This window comes from Thiohalophilus sp. (assembly GCF_031581315.1).
In the GTDB taxonomy this organism is placed as follows: domain Bacteria; phylum Pseudomonadota; class Gammaproteobacteria; order UBA6429; family Thiohalophilaceae; genus Thiohalophilus.
In genome coordinates, this window is sequence record NZ_JAVLAZ010000033.1 from 1 (window position 1) to 21,117 (window position 21,117).

Below are 21,117 nucleotides of genomic sequence, written 5' to 3' on the forward strand. Positions count from 1 at the left end.
ATCCACACGGTTTTGGCGTTGACGAATTCGTGCATACCATGGTGGGACAGTTCGCGGCCGTAGCCGGAGTGCTTGATACCGCCGAACGGCAGACGGGGATCGCTTTTGACGAAGCTGTTGACGAAGGCGCAACCGCATTCCATCTGCCGGGCCAGTCGTTCGCCCCGGTCCGTATCCCGTGTCCAGACATTGCCGCCCAGCCCGTAGGTGCTGTCGTTGGCAATCCGCAGAGCATCGGCCTCATCGCGCGCCCGGATCACGATAGCCACCGGGCCAAACAGCTCTTCACTGTAAGCCCGCATCCCGGGGTCGACCTGATCCAGGATAGACGCCTTGTAGTAGGCCCCTGGCCGCTGTTCGTCGATCTCGCAGCCGGTAACATTGATCGCCCCGGCAGCCAGGGTATCAACGACCTGCTTGTGCAATTCCTCACGCAAGTCCGTACGCGCCATCGGCGCCAGGCTGGTATTGTCATCCATCGGGTCACCCGCCTGCAGGCTCTCGACCCCGGCCTTGAAGCGGGCAACAAAATCCTCGGCAATGGCATCCACTACGATAAATCGCTTGGCTGCGATGCAGCTCTGTCCGGCATTGAGAAAGCGTGAGGCCACCGCGCTTTTGACCGCCTCGTCCAGATCCGCGTCCTCCAGTACGATAAAGGCGTCCGACCCGCCCAGTTCCAGAACACTCTTTTTCAACACCGATCCGGCTACCGCGGCGACCTTGCGCCCGGCCGGCTCGCTGCCGGTCAGGGTGACGGCGTGAACCCGGGGATCCTCGATCACCTTTTGTACCTGCGAGGCACGAATCATCAGGGTGGTAAACACGCCATCGGGAAATCCTGCCTCCCGGAATATTTCCTCAATGGCCACGGCACATTGCGGTACGTTAGAGGCATGCTTCAGCAGCCCGGTATTTCCGGCGCACAAGGCGGGCGCGGCAAAACGAAAAACCTGCCAGAACGGAAAATTCCACGGCATGATGGCCAGTACCGTCCCCAGCGGCTGATAGGCCACATAGCTTTTGCCGGCATCACTTTCGATGGGCTCGTCGTGTAAAAATTCCGGCGCATTATCGGCATAGTATTCACAAACCCAGGCGCATTTTTCGATCTCGCCGCGGGCTTCGCCAATCAATTTACCCATCTCCCGGGTAATCAGGCTGGCATATTTTTCCTTATTGTCCCTCAGTACCCGGGCGACTCCGCGCATCAGTTCGCAGCGTTCGGCAATGGAACGCCCGGCCCATTGCGGCGCAACGGCTGCCGTATCCGCCAGGGCATTGTCTATCCGGGCATCTTCCCAGGCCGGAAACTCGCCTTCTTTTTCACCGGTTGCCGGATTGATCACTTCAAAACTCATGCGGACTCCTTTGTCATTCGCCGTTCCCCTTAAATTATCCTATTTAAAGTATAGACGCCAAATCCGCATTCATGCTTGAATTTTATTCGACTCGCATTTCGCCCATTGGCATGTCTATAATATGGTCAAATGATAACCATACACTCCATTTGATAAGGTCAGTCACTCATGAAACGTCGTATTTGTATCCTTGGTGGAACCGGATTTGTCGGACATCACGTTATCAGCAGTCTGGCCCGGGAAGGACACAGCATCCGGGTATTGACCCGGCGCCGGGAGGAACATCGGGAACTGCTGGTGATGCCGACGGTGGAAGTGTTCGATGCCAACGTCCATGATGAGAGCAGCCTGAACCGCTTTTTCGCCGATCAGGATGCGGTGATCAATCTGGTTGGTATTCTCAATGAACGACACGATAACGGCAAAGGCTTTTACCATGCCCACGTTGAGTTGAGTGACAAGGTCATCCGCACCTGTCGCACCCATGGCATCGAACGCCTGCTGCATATGAGTGCCCTTAATGCCGATCCGGGCACGGGCAGCAGTTATTATCTTCGCAGCAAGGGCGAAGCAGAACACCGGGTCCATGCCGCCGGCGATCTCAATGTGACTTCGTTTCGCCCGTCGGTGATTTTCGGCCCGGAAGACAGCTTCATCAACCGTTTCGCGTCACTGCTGAAAAAGACCCCCTGGCTGTTTCCGCTGGCCTGTGCCAACGCCCGTTTTGCCCCCGTTTATGTCCGTGACGTTGCCGATGCCTTTAGCCAGAGCCTTAACGACCCGAACACCTACGGGCAGCGTTATAACCTGTGTGGTCCACATGAATATACCCTGCAGGAAGTCGTCGAGCGGATTATCGAGACGCTGGACATCCGGCGCCGGGTTATCCCGCTGGGTCGACTCGGCTCCGCCTTGCAGGCCAACCTGCTCGAATATGCCCCGGGCAAGCCCTTCTCTCGCGACAACTACCGCTCCCTGCAAATGGACAGCATCTGCCCGGAAGGTGACCAGGTTTTGCGCGAGGTCTTCGGGATTGAACCGGCCGCACTGGAAGCGATCATGCCACAATATCTGCGCCACGAGACCTGGCGAACTCGTTATCAGCTGTTTCGCAGCAAGGCGCGGCGCGACTAACTTTCAAAGTCAGTCAATCATTCCACCGCCGGGCAGGTTGAACTGACAGTCAGTTCCATGCATCCTTCTGGCCCGGTATTACCCTGAAGCTGCCTGACTCCAGAGGCAACTCTATGACAAACCAGAGGCAAGCATGACAAATCAGGAATTGATGCAACGGGATCTGGCTGTACTGTGGCATCCCTGCACACAGATGAAAGATCACGAATGGCTTCCCATGACGCCGATCAAACGCGGCGAGGGCGTCTGGCTGGAAGATTTCGACGGCAATCGTTATATCGATGCGATCAGCTCCTGGTGGGTCAATCTGTTCGGGCACTGCAACCCGCGGATCAATGACCGCATAAAACAGCAGCTGGATACCCTGGAACATGTCATCCTGGCCGGATTCTCTCACGAACCTGTTATCGAGCTGTCCGAACGGTTGATCGAGATAACCCCACCCGGCCTGGCGCACTGTTTCTATGCCGATAACGGCTCCTCAGCGATCGAAGTGGCGCTCAAGATGAGCTATCACTACTGGCATAACACCGGCAAGCCGGAAAAAACTAAATTTATTACCCTGAGCAACAGCTATCACGGCGAAACCCTGGGAGCACTGGCGGCCGGCGATGTCGCCCTGTACAAGGAAACCTACAAACCCCTGTTGATGGAAGTCATAACCGCTCCCTCACCGGACTGCTTTTTCCGTGAACCGGGCGAAAGCTGTCGCGATTACAGCGCCCGGCAATTCGAGCCTATGCGCGCTCTGCTGGAACAGCATGGCGATGAAGTCTGTGCCGTCTTTATAGAGCCCCTGGTGCAATGTGCCGGCACCATGCGCATGTACGATCCCATCTATCTCAAGCTGTTGCGTGAGGCGTGCGACGAGTTCGGCGTGCATCTCATTGCCGATGAAATCGCTGTCGGCTTTGGTCGCACGGGCACCCTGTTTGCCTGTGAGCAGGCCGACATCACACCTGATTTCATGTGTCTTTCGAAAGGCCTAACGGGTGGTTATCTGCCCGTCTCCGTCACTCTGACACACGAGAAGATCTATCAGGGTTTTTACGATGAGTATGAAAAGCTCTCCGCCTTTTTGCATTCACACAGCTATAACGGGAATCCGCTGGGTTGTGCCGCCGCACTGGCCACCCTGGACATTTTCCAGCAGGACGATGTGATCGAGCAAAACAAACATCTTGCGCAGACCATGCAACGGGCGACCGAACACCTCAAGGATCATCCGCATGTAGGCGAGGTCCGCCAGACCGGCATGATCCTGGCCGTGGAGATGGTCAAGGATAAGGCGGCGAACGAACCCTACCCCTGGCAGGAGCGTCGTGGCCTGACTATCTACCAGCATGCCCTCAAAAACGAGGCCCTGCTGCGTCCGCTGGGTAATGTCTCCTATCTGATGCCACCCTACGTCATCACCCCGGAACAGATCGAACATCTGGCACGGGTCATGACCGAGGGGATCGATCTGGCTACCCGCGACAACTAAAGCTACGCCGCATGCGCATTCCCCGTCTCTACCAGAATTGTCCGCTTGCCGTCGGCGCCAATGTTGAACTGGATGAGACGGCTATCCGTCATGGCATCCAGGTGTTACGCCTGAAGCCGGACGACATGCTGATACTGTTTAACGGGGACGGTCATGATTACCAGGCCCGGTTAACCGCCATTTCCAAAAAGCAGGCGACGGCGACGATCGAAAACATCACTGCAACAGACAACGAATCGCCCCTGCATACCCATCTGGCCCTGGGGATCGCCAAAGGCGAGCGCATGGATTATGCGCTGCAAAAAGCCGTGGAGCTGGGTATCAACCGCCTGACACCGCTTGTCACCGAACGTTGCGTGGTCCAGCTGGATGAAAAGCGCGAGCAAAAACGCCGCCAGCACTGGCAGGGCATCATCCGGGGAGCCTGCGAACAGAGCGGCCGCGCCCGCCTGCCACAACTGGATGATGTCATGCGTTACGCGGACTTCCTCGAGCTGACATTAACCGGCCAGCGCATGATCCTCGATCCGCGTAGCCAGCAGACCCTGTCGCAATGCGCGCGACCGCAACAGCTGATCCTGATGATTGGTCCGGAAGGCGGCTTCACGGAAGCAGAGCGGGAACAGGCGTATCAACACGACGCCATCGGCATCCGCCTGGGCCCGCGTATCCTGCGCACTGAAACGGCCGTCGTCGCCGGCCTCACAGCCGCCCAAACCCTGTGGGGGGACCTGGATCAATCCACTTCTTGATACCACAAATAATAACGCAGAGGTCGCGGAGTCGCAGAGGCGCGGAGATTAAACCATGTTAAAGGTTGGATAAGGCAACTGAAGAACCGATAGCTCTTTATTAGCTATTAGGCACAAGAGAAAATTTTTCCTCTGCGCCTCCGCGCCTCCGCGTCCTCCGCGTCCTCCGCGTTACATCCCAGAGGATTCGAAAAAACGATTCAAACAACCTGCAGGCGCTGGATGCGGGCTTCGAGGTCGTCGATATCGGGCACGACGAGGGAGACGCCATCGAGCTGGACGAAACCGGCGATGGACTGGCGTTCGTCGGTGTTGCGCTGGTCGGGAACGATCTGCTGTTCGCGAACCAGCTTGAGGCTGGGAATGCCCTGGGTGATGAAGGCGATATAGGGCATGTCAGGGTTACCCTGCAGGGTATTGAGTACAGCGATTCGCGAACCACCCAGGTTACCCGGATTCTGGCCGCCGCTGGCGATCTCGAAGGAGACCAGCGGGACCTTGTGTTCACGCCAGCTGATCTTGCCCAGATACCAGTCTGGCGCATCCGGCAGCGGTTCGGGCTCGATATAACCGGCCACCTCGGCCACCGCCGCATTGGGCAGCAGGATGGATTCTTCGTACATCGGGATCTGCAGACAATGGATAGCATCACTGGCCTGCTTGCCAGTCACCGCCATCCCGTCACGGCGCGTATCAATTTGGGTCGTTTCAGCCATATTCCGTCTGCCGTTGTGTCAGATATTCTGCCAGTTTAGCGGCCAATTGCTCCGGAGTTCCAGTATAACTGCTCACTCCGGCCTGGCGCACCTGGTCGGGCATGTTACTGATCACGCAACTATCAGCTTCCTGTGTCCAGATCGGCCCGCCCATGGCATGCATGGCACGCACGCCAAGCACCCCGTCATCACACATGCCGCTGAAAATAATCGCACCACAGTTAGCCCCGAAACGCGCCCCGATATCGGTCAGTAGCGTATCGATGGAAGGCGTATAAAACGAGGGCCCCGCCAGCGGTAACAACTGAATCACCCCGATCGGGCTGATTTGCAAACGCTGATTGACCGGCGCCACGATCACTTCCCCATGACGCAATGTGTGCCCGACCCGGGCCGGCATGACCTGCAACGGGCTGATGCAATCCAGTTGCCTGGCCAACAAGGGTTCGAAATTGGAACCCAGATGCTGGGCCACAATCAGACTCGCCGGGAGATTCGAGGGCAATTCGGCCAGAAACCGTTTAAGCGCATCGGGGCCACCCAGTGATGCCCCCAGTACCCAGACTTCACTGGCCAGACTGTTATCTCGCGCCAGCAGGGTTTCATTGACGGTGAAACTGCCCAGATCGATATCGGGCGTCTCCCATTCAAGGTGCCCGGTAATCTCGGCAATCTTGCCCATCAAGGTGCCGAACCATTTACCCTGACGCGCCGGTTCATTGAACGCCAGGGCACTGACATCATTGAAAATGATCGGGATGTCGGTCGATTCGAGCAGTTCTTCGAGTAACTGGTTATGTCTCTCGTTACGTTCATCCAGCTCGATCAACAGCACGTCGATCCTGTTACCGGCGAGCTTGGCAATAAAGTACTCGCTGAATGGTTCATTGAGGACAACTTGCAAACCGGTGCGTTCGAATATCTGTTGCAAATGTTCGCGATGACGCGACGATCCGGAAGCTATGGCAATACGTGTCCCGCGTAACTCATTCTGCAACTGGCTTTGTGACATGAAAGTTGGTTATCCACAGGAGCGGCCGGTGCCGCTATCAGCTTGTTATACATACGACTGCCGCTGCGAGCGCTCCTGCCCTGCAAACCTGGCAAAATACCGATTGAAATTACACCTCGCTACCGATCAGGGAATCGATATTTTCCAGCAAGGTGGCATCGTTATACGGTTTACCCATATAAATGTTGACACCGACATCCAGGGCGCGCTGTCGATGTTTCTGGCCGGTACGGGATGTAATCATGATAATCGGCACATCCAGAGTCCGTTCGTCGCCCCGCATGTTCGCGGCCAGTTCGTAGCCGTCCATTCGCGGCATTTCCACGTCCAGCAACATGACATCGGGCACGGTTTCCTGCAGCTGGCCAAGCGCATCCACGCCATCCTTGGCCTGTACCACTTCGAAACCGTAACGCTCGAGCAGCCGGGTGGTCACTTTGCGTACGGTAATCGAGTCGTCCACAACCATGACCACTGGCTTGGTTTGTGCCACAGGCTGGGCTTCCGGCGTGAGTTCGATCACATCTTCTTCACCCTGCACGGCGGCCAGGCGGACCAGCACGGCCAGATCCAGAATCAGGACCACACCGCCATCCCCCATAATCGTGGCACCTGATATACCCCGCAGGGTGCTCAGTTGGGGGCCGACCGGTTTGACCACGATTTCGCGACTGCCGGTCAGACCTTCCACCCGGATGGCCGCGCGATAGTCACCGCTGCGCACCAGCAATAACGGAACCCGCTCCTCGTCATCGGGCAGTGGCGGTATCTGCCCGCCCAGCAGGTTGCCCAGATGCATCAGTTCATAATCTTCATTAACCCAGTGGTACGCAGGATTTTCGTTTTGCATCAATTCACGCAATTCCGCGCCACGGATTCGTTCCACACCCTGCACGTTAAGCAGCGGTACGGCATATAACTCGTCCCCGACATACACCATCAGGGCGCGTGAGATCGCCAGGGTCAGCGGCAGGCTGATGGTAAAGAGGGTTCCCTGACCTTCATGGGAATCGATCTCCAGCAGCCCCCCCAGCTGCTTGATCTCACTGTTGACCACGTCCATGCCGACACCCCGCCCGGAGATCTGGGTCACTTGCTCGGCGGTACTGAAACCGGACTGCATGATCATATTGAGCAGGGTTTCCTTGGTCGCCTTGTCTTCGGGCTTGAGCAGGCCGCGTTCGATGGCTTTTTTGTGAATCGCCTGCAGATCGATCCCCTTGCCGTCATCGTTGACGCGGATAATGATGTCCGAGCCTTCGCGGGAGAGGGCCATGTTGATGGTCCCGGTGGCGGGTTTGCCGGCGGCCTGACGTTGTTCGGGTGTTTCAATGCCGTGGGCGACGGCATTACGCAACATATGTTCGATGGGCGGAATGATGCGATCCAGCACCTGGCGATCCAGTTCCGATTCCACGCCGTGCATCTGCAGTTCCACCTGCCGGTTCATCTCGTCGGCGGTCTGGCGCACGATACGACGCAGGCGCGGCGCCTGACCGGAAAACGGCACCATGCGGGTGCGCATCAGGCCTTCCTGCAGTTCGGTATTGACCCGTGACTGCTGCAGCAACAGGGTTTCCGATTCGCGGGTCACGTTGCCCAGGATGCCCTTGATACTGTCCAGGTCATTGAGACTCTCCATCATCCCCCGTGACAGATGCTGCATCTGGGTGAAGCGGTCGAACTCGAGGGGATCAAAATCATCGTAGCCTTTTTCCAAGCGCTCTTCTTTTTTGAACTGGATCTGGGTCTCCGCCTCGATTTCGAACTGGCGCAGCTGTTCGCGCAAACGCGAGACCGTATCGTCCAGCTCCTGCAGATTGAAACGGAACGCATTGGTCTGCTGCTCCATGCGCGAGCGATAGATGCTCACCTCGCCGGCGAAATTAACCAGATTATCGAGCAGGTCGGCGCGGACCCGCACCTGTTCGTGCTGGACCCGCGAGGCCTTGCGCCGGTCCCGCGAGCCATCGTCCTCCTCGTCCTGCAGTTCCTGGCCGCTGGCGGGTGCCGGTGCCTGTGACCCGGTAGTCGTCGCAGAGGGCGGGGCTTCGGCGGATTCAGCGGGCTCAGCGGGCTCAGCGGGCTCGTCGACCAGCTCCACGGCCGGTTGCTCTTCCAGGCTAATCGCTTCCGGTTCGTCCGGCGCGGTCTCTTCCGCAGCGGGCATGGTCGGTGCCTCGGCGATGTCTTCCTGCTCGAGCGGCGCGGTCTCGTTGGCAGGCCCACTCGTACCGGCGCGACCCAGCAGAGCGTCGGTCTCCAGGATGAGATCCTCGGCCGGTAACGGCCGCTGGTTGTCCCTGACCTTCTCCAGCATGCCGACCAGGCGATCCTGGGCCCGTTGCATGAGCCCGAACATCGGCTGGGACACCGGCATGTGGCCATCGACAACCGCGGTCAGCATGGATTCGATACTGTGCCCCAGATCACCGATCTCGGTCACCCCGGCCATGCGCGCACCGCCCTTGAGCGTATGCAGCTGACGTTGCAAGGCCTCGATCAGTTCCTGGTTATCCGGTTCATCGCGCCACTGCAACAGAGTGTTATCGCTTTCCTCCAGGATCTCCTCACCTTCTTCGATGAAGATCTCGAGCAGCTCCTCGTCATAATCCGGCGGCGGCCCCTGCGGGGCAGCCGCAGCAGATTCGCGTTCCGGTTCGGGTTCGGGTTCGGGTTCCGGTTGCTGTAACTCCTGCAGAGAAGCGCTGGAATCCGGCGGCACAAAGTTGTCCAGCAGCGACTGGATGGACTGCATTAATTCGCGGCTGTCCGGCAATTCTGCCCCGGGCTGTTCGATCAGCTCCAGTACCCGGCTGACAAAAGTGTGCAGCTCTTGCAGCACTCCGATGGCGGTGGCATCCACTGACTGATGATATTGCTGCAATTCCTTGATGTATTTTTCGAATAGACTGCACAGCTCGGAAACCGTGGTAATACCGGTGGTGCGGGAACTGCCGGTCAGCGTATGCAGGGCCCGCAGCAAATCATTGCTGGCACTGCGATCCTGGTTGGCATGCCAGCCCTGGATATAGCTTTCCAGGGTCGCCAGATGTGTGGCCACTTCCTTGCGATAGATATCCAGCAGGACGGGGTCGATCTCCGGTTCCGCCTCTTCGTCTTCGCTTTGCTCCACCGCCGAGGCTTCTTCCGGGGCGACGGGAGCCTCAGTCATTTCGGTTTCGACTTTTGCCACGTCTGCCTGCGGCACTTCGGCTTCGGATTCCGTTTCAGCTTCCGGTTCTGATTCCGGTTCTGGCGCCTGATCGGTTGCGGGTGCCGCTGACTCAGCGGCGTCCTCCAGCACGACCGGCTTTCCCTGGCTGAGGGCATCGGCATATCCCATTAATGCCAGGATGGTTTGGGGCGGCCGTTCTTTTTTGGTAAACAGGGCAAACATTTCAGGCAGGGATTGCTCGGCCCGCTCGAGAACCTGAAACATTTCCGGGCCCGGCGTAATGGTCTTGTCGATCACCCGGTTGAGCATGTTCTCAAAGGCCCAGGCAAACTCACCGACATCGCTGGCACCAACCAGTCGGCCACTGCCCTTGAGTGTATGGAACGAGCGGCGCAGATCCTTGAGGGCCTCTTCATCCTGCTGGTTATTAATCCATTGCGGTATTAACCGCTGGATATTGGCATGTTCTTCTTCGGCCTCTTCCATGAAGATTTCGATGATCTCGTCATCGACCTCATCGATCGCCGGCGCACTCTGACTCGCGGACGGGGCCGACGCTTCGGGCTCGGCAGGGGATTCCGGCTCAGGCTCAGGTTCCGGTTCGGCCGCCCCCCTCCAGGACTGCGAATCATCGTCAGCCGGTTCGCCCTGCTCTTCGAAGCCCGGGGTGAGATCGCCCAGATCAAACTCCGCGGAATCCGATTCATCAAAACTCAGGGCCTCGGCCTGCCCGCTGTCGTCGTTTTCAAGGCCGATATCATCCAGATTATCGAAGTTGACGTTGAGATCATCGAGGGTTTCCAGAACGATGCTCTGCTCATCATCGTCATCCCCGGTGCCTTCGGGTAGCGGGGCGCTGAGGGAAATCTCCTCCTGCTCCAGATCGTTGAGCGTGTCATCGCTGCTGTTGGCCAGGATCTGTTCTTCGCGATCCGGCTCGTCCAGCTCGGGTTGTTCGATTTCCAGAGTCAGGGAGTCCTCTTCCTCACCGGCAGTCTCGTCATCGAGTTCGAGCTGCAGAGAATCGTCATCCTCCGGGGCTGACAGATCCACCAGCGTATCTTCGTCCACCGGACCGGATTCGAGGTCCTCGGGAATCGCCAGATCGGGCTGGGTATTATCAGCAACCGGCGCGGGGCTGGCGGGTGCCGCCGGCGCGCCACCAGCCTGTTCGAGTTTGGCCAGGCTCTGTTCGGCCACCTCGAGAATGGCATCGGGATTACCCCACTTGCCGGCCAGCGATTCCAGATAGTATTCGATACTGCTGATCGCATCGGCCAGATGTTCCATGCTGTCTTCATCGGCACCCGTCTCGCCGCTGTGCAACCGATGAATATAATCATTGATGCGTTGCAGCTGGCCGGCGGCCCGTTCCAGATCGAGTATCAGGATACTGCCGCGGATCTGTTCAAGAATCTGCGGTACGTTGTCGAGCACCTCGCGGTTACCCGGCTTGCGGCTGAAATCGCTGAGCGACTCCTTGACCCTGGACAGTTCGATCTTGGCCTGCTCGATAACGGTTTGCAGCAGTTTCTGCCGTTCGGCGCCCTGCAGGCGCTCGGCACTCTCGGCCTTGTCGGTCGACTCATCGTATTCTTCGTTGGCGGCCCGGGCTGTTGCCATTTCACCCAGTGAATTCTCGATCGACAACATCGCCCCGGCCATGTCCATCAGGGTGTTGTCATCGACTTCCCGTTCACCGGCGACCATGGCTTCGAGGATTTCGAGCTGCTCGTTGAGCACATTTCGCTGTACACCCAGCCCCAGCATACCCAGGGTATCGCCCATCTGTTTGAGCGTGGCGCAGAGTGGTTTGAGTTCATCGATATGGCGCTCTTCGGCACGCACAAACAGGTCCAGGTTATCCTTGACCCGGGTCAGGTCCTCAAGCAGCACCGTGGAAACGGTATGCATCAACTGTGCGTTGGGGCCGGTCAGATCGGCACGCGCCCGTTCCAGAGTGCTGGTATCCGGCAGTACGTCTTCCAGGCTAAAGGCCTGTTTGATCTCCTGCGTCAGGTCGCCTTCCGAGCGGGAGTTGGCCACGTAATACAGCAGGTTCTTCAACAACTCCGACGGCGGCTCATGACTGAGCGCGGTCACGCCGTTATCGATAATTTTCTTGAACTGGCGATCCAGTTGCCCAAGCAACAACTTGATGGAAACATTACTGTCCAGACCACCCTGGCGCAGGCTTTCCACCAGTCCACCGGATACCCAGAGCAGGCGATTGATCTCTTCTTCGGTGGCCGATTCGCGCAGGGTGTCGATAACCTCGGCAATGCGCGCCAGCGAGGCATCGCTGTCCCGATCCCGGAACCAGCCCAGTAATCCCAGATGATAGTTATGCCGCAGCTTGCGGGTCAGATCGCTGATGTTTTCGCCGGTGATCGTCTCATTGGACGGCGCCTTGACCGCCAGGTCGGGATTGAACAGGGCGTTTTCGGAAAGCAGTGCTTCACCGCGAGCCGCGCGCAGATCGTTGAGCAACGGCAGCAAGACCATCGGCATATCATGATGGCCGGCCAGCAGATGATCGAGATAATCGGGCAGTTGCAGAATACCCCGCATCAACACTTCAAAGGCGTCATTGCGGTTACCGATCTTGCCTTCCAGCAGGGTGTCGGTCAGTTTCTCCATTTCTTCGGCGGCCAGCGCGGCGCCGTACAGCTCGACCATCTGCAGGGTCCCGTAGACCTGATGCAGATAGTTTTTGACAAACTGCAACTGGGTTTCGTCGGCTTCGTCCTCGACAAACACCTCGAGCGAGGAACGTGCCTGCCCCAGAGTATCGTCCAGCTCCGACTTGACCCAGCTTAAGGTGTTGAGATCGAGTCCGTTATCCACACTCATCCCCCGACCTCCTGTGAAACTCGACGATAAGCGAGTACACCCTGAAAACTTTCGCTGCGCACGAACGGATTATGCCAGTCAATGATCTCGCCGGCGCCCAGCACCAGCAGACCACCTTGTTTGAGATGCTCCACCAGATAATCGAGTATCTGGAGCCGCCGTTCGCGCGGGAAATAGATCAACACGTTCTGACAAAAGATAATATTCATCTGCCCCATGTGCGCCTGTTCCAGCTCCAGCAGATTCTGGCGCATGAAACAGACACGCTGCTGAAGCGTGGGAATAACCCGCACGTGTTGTTCATCGACACTTTCAAAATAGTGCGACTGTAATGCATCGGGCAGATTCTTGATCCGGTTGCGATGATAGATACCCTTGCGCCCCGCACTTAAAGACGCAGTGCTGACATCGGTAGCCGTAATACCCAGATACGCCTGGCTGCCTTTGCGGGTGAACAGATCATCAAGCAAAATCGCCAGTGAATAGGCTTCTTCGCCGGTAGCGCAGCCGACGCTCCACAATTCAAAACGCTCGCGTTCGCCGGCATCTTGCTCCAGCCATTCGCGGGCGTGCCGGCGCACCACATTGAGCGCCTGATCATCGCGATAGAAACGGGTTTCATGGACGGTCAGGCGATCGACCAGAATTTCCCATTCCACCGCACCGCGGGTGCCGGTCGTCAGATACTGGAAATAGGCTTCATAATCGTCCAGCCCCAGCTCGCGCATGCGAATGTTGAGACTGGAAATGAGGAAAGAACGGCGGCGCTCGGGCAAATGGATCCCGGTGCGCTCCTCCAGCAGGGCAGCCCAACGACCGAACTGGTCCTCATCCATTTGCATGGATGAGGACGTGTCCGGCAACGGTTTGTTCTGCACAGCCGTCAATCGACCTTCCTCCAGTACGACGCGCGCTTATTGCTGCGGCAAGCGGAAACCGGCAACGGAATGGCGCAGTTCGTTCGCCAGTTCGGCCAGGTTCCCGATGGATGCCGCGGTCTCGTTGGTCCCGGCCGAGGTCTGGGTGGTGATCTCCTGAATGACATTCATGGTGTCGGAAATGTTGGTGGCCGCTGTCGCCTGCTGTTTCGCCGCATTGGAGATATGCTCGATCAGGTCCGCCAGGTTGCTGGAGACCGATTCGATTTCTTCCAGTGCCGTACCGGCGTCCTGGGCCAGCTTGGCCCCGTGAACTACCCCGGCGGTACTTTCTTCCATCGATGCCACCGCTTCGTTGGTATCCGACTGGATCGCTTTAACCAGTGCGTCGATCTGCCGCGTGGCGTCACCGGAGCGTTCCGCCAGTCGCTGAACCTCGTCCGCAACTACCGCAAAACCGCGGCCCGCTTCACCGGCCATGGCCGCCTGAATGGCGGCGTTCAGGGCCAGAATGTTGGTCTGCTCGGCGATATCGTTGATCAGTTCCACGATGTCACCGATTTCCTGGGAGGATTCACCCAGACGCTTGATACGTTTGGAGGTTTCCTGAATCTGTTCGCGGATGGTGTCCATCCCGTGGATAGTGCGTTGCACCGCGTCGGAACCCTTGCCCGCAATCTGTACCGCGCGCTGGGCTTCGTCGGCCAGCTCGGTGGCGTTGTTGGATACGCCTTCGATGGAGACCGCCATTTCGTTAATCGCGGTACTGGCACCGGTGATCTGCTGGGCCTGATGATCCGAGGCTTCGGCCAGATGCATGGCCGTGGCCTGACTCTGCTGCGCTGCCGAGGAAACCTGCTGGGTGGTGTCGTTGATCGCCGATACCAGGCCACGCAGGGCGTCGATCGCGTAGTTGATAGAGTCGGCGATGGCGCCGGTGATATCCTCGGTGACCGTGGCGTTCACGGTGAGGTCACCATCGGCCAGGTCGCCCATTTCATCCAGCAGTCGCAGGATCGCTTCCTGGTTCTGGGCGTTGGTCTGGGCAATTTCGGCACGCTGCTGCTCGGTTTCCTGCAGTCGTTTGCGGGAATCGCGCCAGTAGAGAATCCCCATCAGAATCAACAGCACGACGGTTAACGCCGCGAAGGCATAAACCAGCAGAGTCTCATAACGCAGCTTGATCGCGCTGGCATAGGCATCACCCAGTTGCTCGATGTTGGCCAGCACTACGTCCGACTGGTTGAGTACCCCTTCGGCCGCGTTGGAGACGTCGAACATTTCCGGAGAACGTTCCAGAATCCCGCCAACCTGGCTACGCAGTGAACGGAACTGTTCCTGCACCTGTTCCAGCTTCTCGCGCGAGGCAGGGTCGGTGATGCGGCGAATGCCCATGTTACGGTTGCCGCGCAACATGTCCTCGATAACCCGGCCGAACAGGGCGGCATCCCGACCGAAGCGGTCCGCGGCGGTCACCGCTTCCTCACCCCCGGCCAGTACCCGGTTAACGTTACTGTGAATACGCTGGGTCAACATCAACTGGCGGGTGGCGATATAGACCTGATCCGCCGGGGCCTGCTGCTCGGTCATGGTGGCGACCACCTCGTCGGACAGGGCCAGCAGATTCGGAATCTGCTCGTTGATGTTCTGGATATGTTCGCGCATGGTGGTCACCACGTCGCGGTTTTTCAAAATAATGTCCACGTTATTACGATACTGCTGCCAGGACTTGTTGAGCTCATTCAGCTCGGCCCGGGCTTCCGGCGGGGTGCGTTGTGATTGCCAGCGGATAATATCCTCGAACTGGTTACGGACCCGGGAAAGTTTCGGGAAGGCATCCAGCTCACCGCGCGCCGCCTGGCTGGCGAACTTGGCAATCTCCTGTGAGAGAACCCGCTGACCACCGGTACGGTTGACGTATTCCACGTCTTCCGCTTCTTTCTGGGCGTTGAGGAAGAAGCTCCCGCCCATGAGCAATACCGACGCCAGCAGCGCGAATCCCAATAGCGCAATCAGACGGCCTGTCGGTATTTCTCCTTTTAAAGTGATACCTTTGAATTTCATTGCTTTACTCCTGCCATCGCATTCGTGCCTGCCGGCATTGTTTTCGTTGTCCAGCCCCGTCGCCTTGCCGGAACAGGCTGTTGCATGACACCTCTAACCGCGTGAGGCGACTTCCATAAACCGGGGGCTTTTCGCCAGATTACGCATATCGAAAATGCCCCAGACCTGATTCCCCTGTTTGAACGCACCACCAAGATAGGGCGTCAGATTGTCGGAAACCCCCGGCAGCTGCTCACTGCGCTCTTCTTCAAAAAAGTGACGCATTCCCAGTACTTCTTCCACCAGCAGGCCACTGGTAAAACCGCCCTGCTGAATCACCAGAACCCGCGACTCGCGGGCCAGTTTGATCGGCTCTTCTTCCAGAAAGGCTTTCAGATCCATCACCGGTACCAGACTCCCGCGAACATTGGCGATCCCCTTGACCCAGGAGAGCGCGCTGGGTACCCGGGTCAATGGCGGGTATTTGAGAATTTCGAGTACCTCATCGGTGGGCGAAACCAGATACTGTTCGCCAATACGAAATCCGATCCCCGACCAGGTCCGGCGAACCTCGGCCTTCTGCGGCAGCCCCAGCGCTTTTTGCTGACTGCGGGTTTCGATCTCCTGCAGCAGCGCAAACGGCGTCTGGCTCTGAACCGCCGCCATCGTGCTCAACCGCCCAGAACAGCGTTGATCTTGTTATTGAGTTCCGTCTCGTCCACCGGCTTGGTGATGTAATCCCGGGCGCCCTGGCGCATTCCCCAGACGCGATCGGTTTCCTGATCCTTGGTGGTCACGATAATAATCGGAATATTCTGGGTTTCGGGATCCTTGCTCAGCGCACGGGTCGCCTGAAAACCGTTCATGCCCGGCATGACCACATCCATCAGGACCAGATCGGGGCGGGACTCCTTGGTGCGGGCGATCCCCGCTTCGGCATTATCCTCCGCTTCGACCTGGTGGCCGTTTTTCTCCAGAACTCCCTTGAGCACATGAGTCTCGGTCGGGGAGTCATCGACAATCAGTATCCGCGCCATCTGACATAACCTCCTGAAAAACTTGACTTTATCTTGCTCGTTATCCCGTTATCCGCTTATTCCAGTACCAGGGACTTGATCGCCCCGAGCAATTCTTCCTTGGTAAAAGGCTTGGTCAGGTATTGTTCCGAGCCGACGATACGCCCGCGCGCCCGATCGAACAGGCCGTCCTTGCTGGACAGCATGACCACCGGGGTTTCCCGAAAGACCTTGTTGTTCTTGATCAGGGCCGTGGTCTGATAACCATCGAGTCGGGGCATCATAATATCGACAAATATAATGTCCGGATGGGTATCCGCGATCTTGGACAGGGCTTCAAAGCCGTCCTCGGCGGTGATGACCTCACACCCTACTTTCTTTAACAGTGTCTCGGCAGTCCGGCGGATCGTCTTGCTGTCATCGATAACCAGGACCTTGAGACCTTCATAACTGTCTGTCATTGCTTGCTCTGCCAACACCTGTATCCACCTGCGTTGAATGGCTGGGCCCATTTGGAAATTGTTCTCATTCTCATAAACCCAGTATAGCCCAGTGTTTCAGATATTTAACACAGATTTGAGAAACAATCCATAAGTCCGTATATTTTCTCAATAATTTCGTCTGCGTGTAACGGTTACCCGGACTCCGGATCAGGAGAATGCTGTCCTCAGGGACATGTTCCAGCTTATAACGGCAGGTTCTGTCGATACTTTATTTTGTTATTGATTCACCGGGGACGGATGGGCCTGCGCCCAGCGCCAACTTGGGGTAGTATTTCACTATATTCAGGTTGTGAAAAGCCAGCGAGAAAATCCATGAGTGTTGAACATCTGCATGCCGTTCCCCATCTGACCACTGCCCTGTCGGGGCCGCTGCACGACATCGAGTCCCATCTGTTGACCCACCAGGCACACATCGAAGCCTGGTTTCGCAGTGAGTGGGTCAAGACCCCGGCACCGTTTTACGCCTCGGTGGATCTGCGCAACGCCGGTTTCAAGCTGGCGCCAGTCGATACCAATCTGTTTCCGGCCGGCTTCAACAATCTCAATGAGGCGTTCATGCCGCTGTGTATCCAGGCGGCCCAGGCGGCCGTGGAACGGGTCTGCCCCGATGCGGCCAAGGTCCTGCTGATTCCCGAAAGCCACACCCGCAACACCTATTATATGGAAAGTGTCGCAACGCTGATGGATATCCTGCGCAAGGGCGGTTTCGAGGTTCGTGTTGCCAGTCTCATGGACGATCTGGAACTGCCACAAAACATCGAGCTCCCTTCCGGGCGCCATGTCCTGCTGGAAAAACCCGAGCGCGACGGCGCACGGCTGAAAATCGGGGATTTTGATCCCTGTGTCGCCCTGCTCAATAACGATCTCTCCGGCGGCCGGCCGGATCTGCTGGAGGATCTGGAACAGAAAGTGATCCCGCCGCTCAACCTGGGCTGGGCCGATCGCCTCAAGTCGGAACACTTTGCCCACTATCGCGCTGTCGCCCGGGAATTTGCCGCCATGGCCGAGATCGATCCCTGGCTGATCGACCCGCTGTTTCGCAACTGCGGCGAGATCAACTTCATGAAACGCGAGGGCGAGGAGTGCCTGCACAAGAATGTCACCCGGCTGCTGGCCGATATTCAGGCCAAGTACGATGAATACAACATCGACAAACCGCCCTATGTCATCATCAAGGCCGACGCCGGCACCTACGGCATGGGCATCATGGCCGTCCAGTCGGCCGAAGAGGCGCTGGAGCTCAATCGCAAGCAGCGCACCCGCATGTCCAAGAGCAAGGGCGGTCAGGCCGTCACCCAGGTGATCATGCAGGAAGGCGTCTACACCTTCGAAACCTGGGGCGATCAGCAGGCCGTGGCCGAACCGGTGGTTTATATGCTGGACCATTTCGTTGTCGGCGGTTTCTATCGCGTACATAAGGAACGCGGTACCAACGAGAACCTCAACGCCCCCGGAATGCATTTCGAACCGCTCGCCTTTGCCGAAACCTGTAACGTCCCGGACGAGAGCAAGGCGCCGGATGCCGATCCCAATCGCTTCTATGCCTATGGGGTGATCGCCCGTCTGGCCCTGCTGGCCGCCGCCCGCGAATACGCCGAGCATCCCTGATCCCATGACAGTCAAGCTCGGTATTGTCATGGACCCTATCGGGGCCATTAACTACAAAAAGGATTCAACCCTGGCCATGTTGCTGGCCGCCAGTCGGCGTGGCTGGCAGCTGCACTACATGGAGCAGCCCGATCTCTATCTGGACGGTAATCGCCCCGGCGCCCGCAGTCGACCTTTGACCGTTCAGGCCGATCCCGATAACTGGTACGAGCTGGGCAACGAACAGGCACTGGCACTGGACGAGCTGGATGTCATCCTGATGCGCAAGGATCCACCCTTCGATCTCGATTTTCTTTATGCCACGCACCTGCTCGAACTGGCCGAGACGCGCGGCGTGCTGGTGGTCAACAAACCGCAGAGCCTGCGCGATGCCAATGAAAAACTGTTCACCGCCTGGTTTGCCGACTGCATGCCGCCGACCCTGGTCAGCAGCCAGCCGGTGCAACTGCGCGAGTTTTTGAACAAGCATGGGGACATTATTGTCAAACCACTCGACAGCATGGGCGGCAGTTCGGTATTTCGTTTGCAACAGGAGGGCCTCAATACCGGCGTCATTCTGGAGACCATGACCCGCCACGGCCGTCGTTTGATCATGGCGCAACGCTTTATTCCCGAAATCACCGAAGGAGACAAGCGCATCCTGTTGATCGATGGCGAACCGGTCCCCTATGCCCTGGCGCGTATCCCGGCCGCCGGCGAGACCCGTGCCAACCTGGCCGTGGGCGGACGCGGTATGGGCGTGCCGTTAAGTGACAATGATTACCGCATCTGCAAACAGGTGGCACCGGTATTGCGCGAGAAGGGTTTGATCTTCGTCGGACTGGATGTAATCGGCGATTACCTGACCGAGATCAACGTCACCTCGCCGACCTGCATCCGCGAACTGGACGAACAATACCAGCTGAATATCGCCGATCAGTTAATGCACAGTATCGAACAACATTTAAGCCAATAGCCATGAGCATGCCACGTCGTACCGTTTTATTGATCACGCTTCTCTTTTCCGTTCTGCTGGGCGGCTGCCAACCCGAACCGCAGGAACACAAGACCACGATGATGGTGTTCGGCACCCTGGTCACCATTACCCTGTGGGATGTCGAGGAGGAAAAAGCCAACCGGGCCATCAGTGCTGTGGCCGAGGATCTGAGCTTTATGCACGAAGCCTGGCATCCCTGGCGCCCCGGTCCCATGGGACGTATGAACCAGCTGCTGGGTATGACCGGTGAATTCACCGGCAATATCTCGGTCATGCCGTTGATCGAAAAATCCCGCAAACTGGCCGAGCAAAGCCAGGGCCTGTTCAATCCGGCATTGGGCAAACTGATCGGTTTATGGGGGTTTCATCAGGAAGATCTGTTCGCCAACTTTCCACCCAGCCAGGCAGATATCGACGAGTTGCTGGCGCAGAACCCGCAGCTGAGCGACATCCAGGTGGATAACGTGCGCATCAGCAACGACAATCCCGCCGTACGACTGGATATGGGCGCCATCGCCAAGGGCGAGGCCGTGCAACGTTCCATCGATTATTTGCAGTCGGTGGGTATCGAAAACGCCATGGTCAACGCCGGCGGCGATCTCATGGCGATCGGCCGCCACGGCGATCGCCCCTGGCGCATCGGTGTGCGTCATCCACGCAAAAAGTGTGACGATAAAAACCAGAGCGAATGCGTCATCGCCCGGCTGGATGTGCGAGACAACGAGGCCGTGTTCACCTCCGGCGACTACGAACGCTATTTTGAATATGGCGGCAAGCGCTATCATCATATTCTCGATCCGCGCACCGGCTACCCGGCCGACCAGACCACCTCGGTGACCGTGATTCATCACGACGGCGCCACGGCCGATGCCGCCTCCACCGCCCTGTTCATCGCCGGTCCGGAAAAATGGCCGCAAATTGCCCGTGACATGGGCATCGAGCAGGTGATGCTGATCGACAAACAGGGTGTCGTGCATCTCACACCGGCCATGGCCGGGCGGATCGAACTGTCCGATCTGCAAACCGATCCCGTGATCCAGACACTGCCATGACCCTCGCCGACAGGCTGCTGCTGGGCATTGTCCTGCTCATCGTTGCCGGCAGCTATTACTTCGCCTGGCAACCTTCCACGGCCGGCACCCACGTGGAAATCTATCAGGGTAATAGCTTGTATAAACAATACGATCTGCACCAGCACACAACCGTGCAGGTGCCCGGCGAACTCGGCGACAGCGTCATCGAAATCGACCACGGTCGCGCCCGCTTTCAATCCTCGCCGTGCAACAGCCAGTTCTGCGTGCATGCCGGCTGGCAACAACAATCCGGCGACGTCATCGCCTGCCTGCCCAACGGCATCCACATCCAGATCCACGGCGGCGAAAGCCGCTTCGACGCGCTGGCCTTTTGATATTATGTTTCACCGCAAAGACGCTTATGCCCGTTGTTTGGGTGCAAGTAAGAAATAATTCACCACAGAAGTGTCCGAAAACACAGAGGTATAATTTTCTCCGCGACCTTTGTGTCCTCTGTGGTTCAAGCTTTATTTTGAACAGGCGCAAATCATCTGGCGAGGCATCTTGCAAGAAAACGTGGGCCCGCTT

At 57.8% G+C, this 21,117-nt stretch carries 16 protein-coding genes; 7 read left to right on the top strand and 9 right to left on the bottom strand.

The window, feature by feature from the left end:
* On the bottom strand, positions 1-1,361 hold a 1,361-nt coding region (locus tag RI563_RS06615; RefSeq protein ID WP_310693578.1), incomplete at its 3' end, for an NAD-dependent succinate-semialdehyde dehydrogenase.
* A 168-nt stretch (positions 1,362-1,529) separates the two neighbouring features.
* Here RI563_RS06615 and RI563_RS06620 point away from each other — a divergent pair.
* The 3 genes from RI563_RS06620 to RI563_RS06630 all read left to right on the top strand — a co-directional run bounded on the left by RI563_RS06620 (position 1,530) and on the right by RI563_RS06630 (position 4,733).
* Positions 1,530-2,495: a complex I NDUFA9 subunit family protein gene (locus tag RI563_RS06620; protein WP_310693579.1), complete on the top strand. Its 966-nt coding sequence runs from the start codon at positions 1,530-1,532 to the stop codon at positions 2,493-2,495.
* A gap of 133 nt (positions 2,496-2,628) precedes the next feature.
* On the top strand, positions 2,629-3,981 hold the full coding sequence (locus RI563_RS06625; protein WP_310693580.1) for an adenosylmethionine--8-amino-7-oxononanoate transaminase: 1,353 nt from the start codon (positions 2,629-2,631) through the stop codon (positions 3,979-3,981).
* A gap of 11 nt (positions 3,982-3,992) precedes the next feature.
* Positions 3,993-4,733, top strand: coding sequence for a 16S rRNA (uracil(1498)-N(3))-methyltransferase (locus RI563_RS06630; RefSeq protein WP_310693581.1), 741 nt, complete (start codon positions 3,993-3,995; stop codon positions 4,731-4,733).
* Positions 4,734-4,933: 200 nt separating this feature from the next.
* Here RI563_RS06630 and RI563_RS06635 read toward each other — a convergent pair whose 3' ends face one another.
* The 8 genes from RI563_RS06635 to pilG all read right to left on the bottom strand — a co-directional run bounded on the left by RI563_RS06635 (position 4,934) and on the right by pilG (position 16,890).
* Positions 4,934-5,449, bottom strand: a complete 516-nt coding sequence (locus RI563_RS06635; protein WP_310693582.1) for a chemotaxis protein CheW — start codon at positions 5,447-5,449, stop codon at positions 4,934-4,936.
* Positions 5,442-6,461 (bottom strand): chemotaxis protein CheB, encoded by a 1,020-nt coding sequence (locus RI563_RS06640; protein ID WP_310693583.1) that lies wholly within the window; start codon positions 6,459-6,461, stop codon positions 5,442-5,444. The genes RI563_RS06635 and RI563_RS06640 overlap by 8 nt, the downstream gene beginning before the upstream one ends.
* Positions 6,462-6,570: 109 nt before the next feature.
* Entirely contained in the window at positions 6,571-12,492 is a 5,922-nt protein-coding gene (locus tag RI563_RS06645; RefSeq protein WP_310693584.1) for an Hpt domain-containing protein, read from the bottom strand.
* The gene (locus tag RI563_RS06650; RefSeq protein WP_310693600.1) at positions 12,489-13,370 is read right to left on the bottom strand and encodes a CheR family methyltransferase; all 882 of its coding nucleotides are present in this window, start codon (positions 13,368-13,370) and stop codon (positions 12,489-12,491) included. The genes RI563_RS06645 and RI563_RS06650 overlap by 4 nt, the downstream gene beginning before the upstream one ends.
* Positions 13,371-13,406: 36 nt before the next feature.
* A complete protein-coding gene (locus RI563_RS06655) occupies positions 13,407-15,434 on the bottom strand; it encodes a methyl-accepting chemotaxis protein (protein ID WP_310693585.1) in 2,028 nt (675 codons plus the stop codon).
* A 93-nt stretch (positions 15,435-15,527) separates the two neighbouring features.
* Positions 15,528-16,079, bottom strand: coding sequence for a chemotaxis protein CheW (locus tag RI563_RS06660; protein ID WP_310693586.1), 552 nt, complete (start codon positions 16,077-16,079; stop codon positions 15,528-15,530).
* A 5-nt stretch (positions 16,080-16,084) separates the two neighbouring features.
* A complete protein-coding gene (locus RI563_RS06665; protein ID WP_310693587.1) occupies positions 16,085-16,450 on the bottom strand; it encodes a PleD family two-component system response regulator in 366 nt (121 codons plus the stop codon).
* Between the two features lie 56 nt (positions 16,451-16,506).
* On the bottom strand, positions 16,507-16,890 hold the full coding sequence (gene pilG, locus RI563_RS06670; RefSeq protein WP_310693588.1) for a twitching motility response regulator PilG: 384 nt from the start codon (positions 16,888-16,890) through the stop codon (positions 16,507-16,509).
* A gap of 354 nt (positions 16,891-17,244) precedes the next feature.
* Between pilG and gshA the strand changes: the two genes are divergently transcribed.
* From gshA to RI563_RS06690, 4 genes are read left to right on the top strand one after another with little or no spacing between them, the layout of a single operon-like run.
* The gene (gene gshA / locus RI563_RS06675; protein WP_310693589.1) at positions 17,245-18,540 is read left to right on the top strand and encodes a glutamate--cysteine ligase; all 1,296 of its coding nucleotides are present in this window, start codon (positions 17,245-17,247) and stop codon (positions 18,538-18,540) included.
* 4 nt (positions 18,541-18,544) lie between these two features.
* Positions 18,545-19,495: a glutathione synthase gene (gene gshB / locus RI563_RS06680; RefSeq protein ID WP_310693590.1), complete on the top strand. Its 951-nt coding sequence runs from the start codon at positions 18,545-18,547 to the stop codon at positions 19,493-19,495.
* A gap of 8 nt (positions 19,496-19,503) precedes the next feature.
* On the top strand, positions 19,504-20,568 hold the full coding sequence (locus tag RI563_RS06685; protein WP_310693591.1) for an FAD:protein FMN transferase: 1,065 nt from the start codon (positions 19,504-19,506) through the stop codon (positions 20,566-20,568).
* Complete coding sequence (locus RI563_RS06690) at positions 20,565-20,924, top strand: NusG domain II-containing protein (protein WP_310693592.1); 360 nt, start codon at positions 20,565-20,567, stop codon at positions 20,922-20,924. The genes RI563_RS06685 and RI563_RS06690 overlap by 4 nt, the downstream gene beginning before the upstream one ends.
* The last annotated feature ends 193 nt before the right edge of the window (positions 20,925-21,117 follow it).

Excerpts from the sequence above, each read along its gene's own strand:
- RI563_RS06640 (WP_310693583.1), bottom strand. The coding sequence starts at position 6,461 with ATGTCACAAAGCCAGTTGCAGAATGAGTTACGCGGGACACGTATTGCC.
- RI563_RS06690 (WP_310693592.1), top strand. The coding sequence starts at position 20,565 with ATGACCCTCGCCGACAGGCTGCTGCTGGGCATTGTCCTGCTCATCGTT.
- RI563_RS06625 (WP_310693580.1), top strand. The coding sequence starts at position 2,629 with ATGACAAATCAGGAATTGATGCAACGGGATCTGGCTGTACTGTGGCAT.
- RI563_RS06665 (WP_310693587.1), bottom strand. The coding sequence starts at position 16,450 with ATGGCGCGGATACTGATTGTCGATGACTCCCCGACCGAGACTCATGTG.
- gshB (WP_310693590.1), top strand. The coding sequence starts at position 18,545 with ATGACAGTCAAGCTCGGTATTGTCATGGACCCTATCGGGGCCATTAAC.
- pilG (WP_310693588.1), bottom strand. The coding sequence starts at position 16,890 with ATGACAGACAGTTATGAAGGTCTCAAGGTCCTGGTTATCGATGACAGC.
- RI563_RS06645 (WP_310693584.1), bottom strand. The coding sequence starts at position 12,492 with ATGAGTGTGGATAACGGACTCGATCTCAACACCTTAAGCTGGGTCAAG.
- RI563_RS06660 (WP_310693586.1), bottom strand. The coding sequence starts at position 16,079 with ATGGCGGCGGTTCAGAGCCAGACGCCGTTTGCGCTGCTGCAGGAGATC.
- RI563_RS06630 (WP_310693581.1), top strand. The coding sequence starts at position 3,993 with ATGCGCATTCCCCGTCTCTACCAGAATTGTCCGCTTGCCGTCGGCGCC.
- RI563_RS06620 (WP_310693579.1), top strand. The coding sequence starts at position 1,530 with ATGAAACGTCGTATTTGTATCCTTGGTGGAACCGGATTTGTCGGACAT.
- RI563_RS06655 (WP_310693585.1), bottom strand. The coding sequence starts at position 15,434 with ATGAAATTCAAAGGTATCACTTTAAAAGGAGAAATACCGACAGGCCGT.
- RI563_RS06635 (WP_310693582.1), bottom strand. The coding sequence starts at position 5,449 with ATGGCTGAAACGACCCAAATTGATACGCGCCGTGACGGGATGGCGGTG.
- gshA (WP_310693589.1), top strand. The coding sequence starts at position 17,245 with ATGAGTGTTGAACATCTGCATGCCGTTCCCCATCTGACCACTGCCCTG.
- RI563_RS06685 (WP_310693591.1), top strand. The coding sequence starts at position 19,504 with ATGCCACGTCGTACCGTTTTATTGATCACGCTTCTCTTTTCCGTTCTG.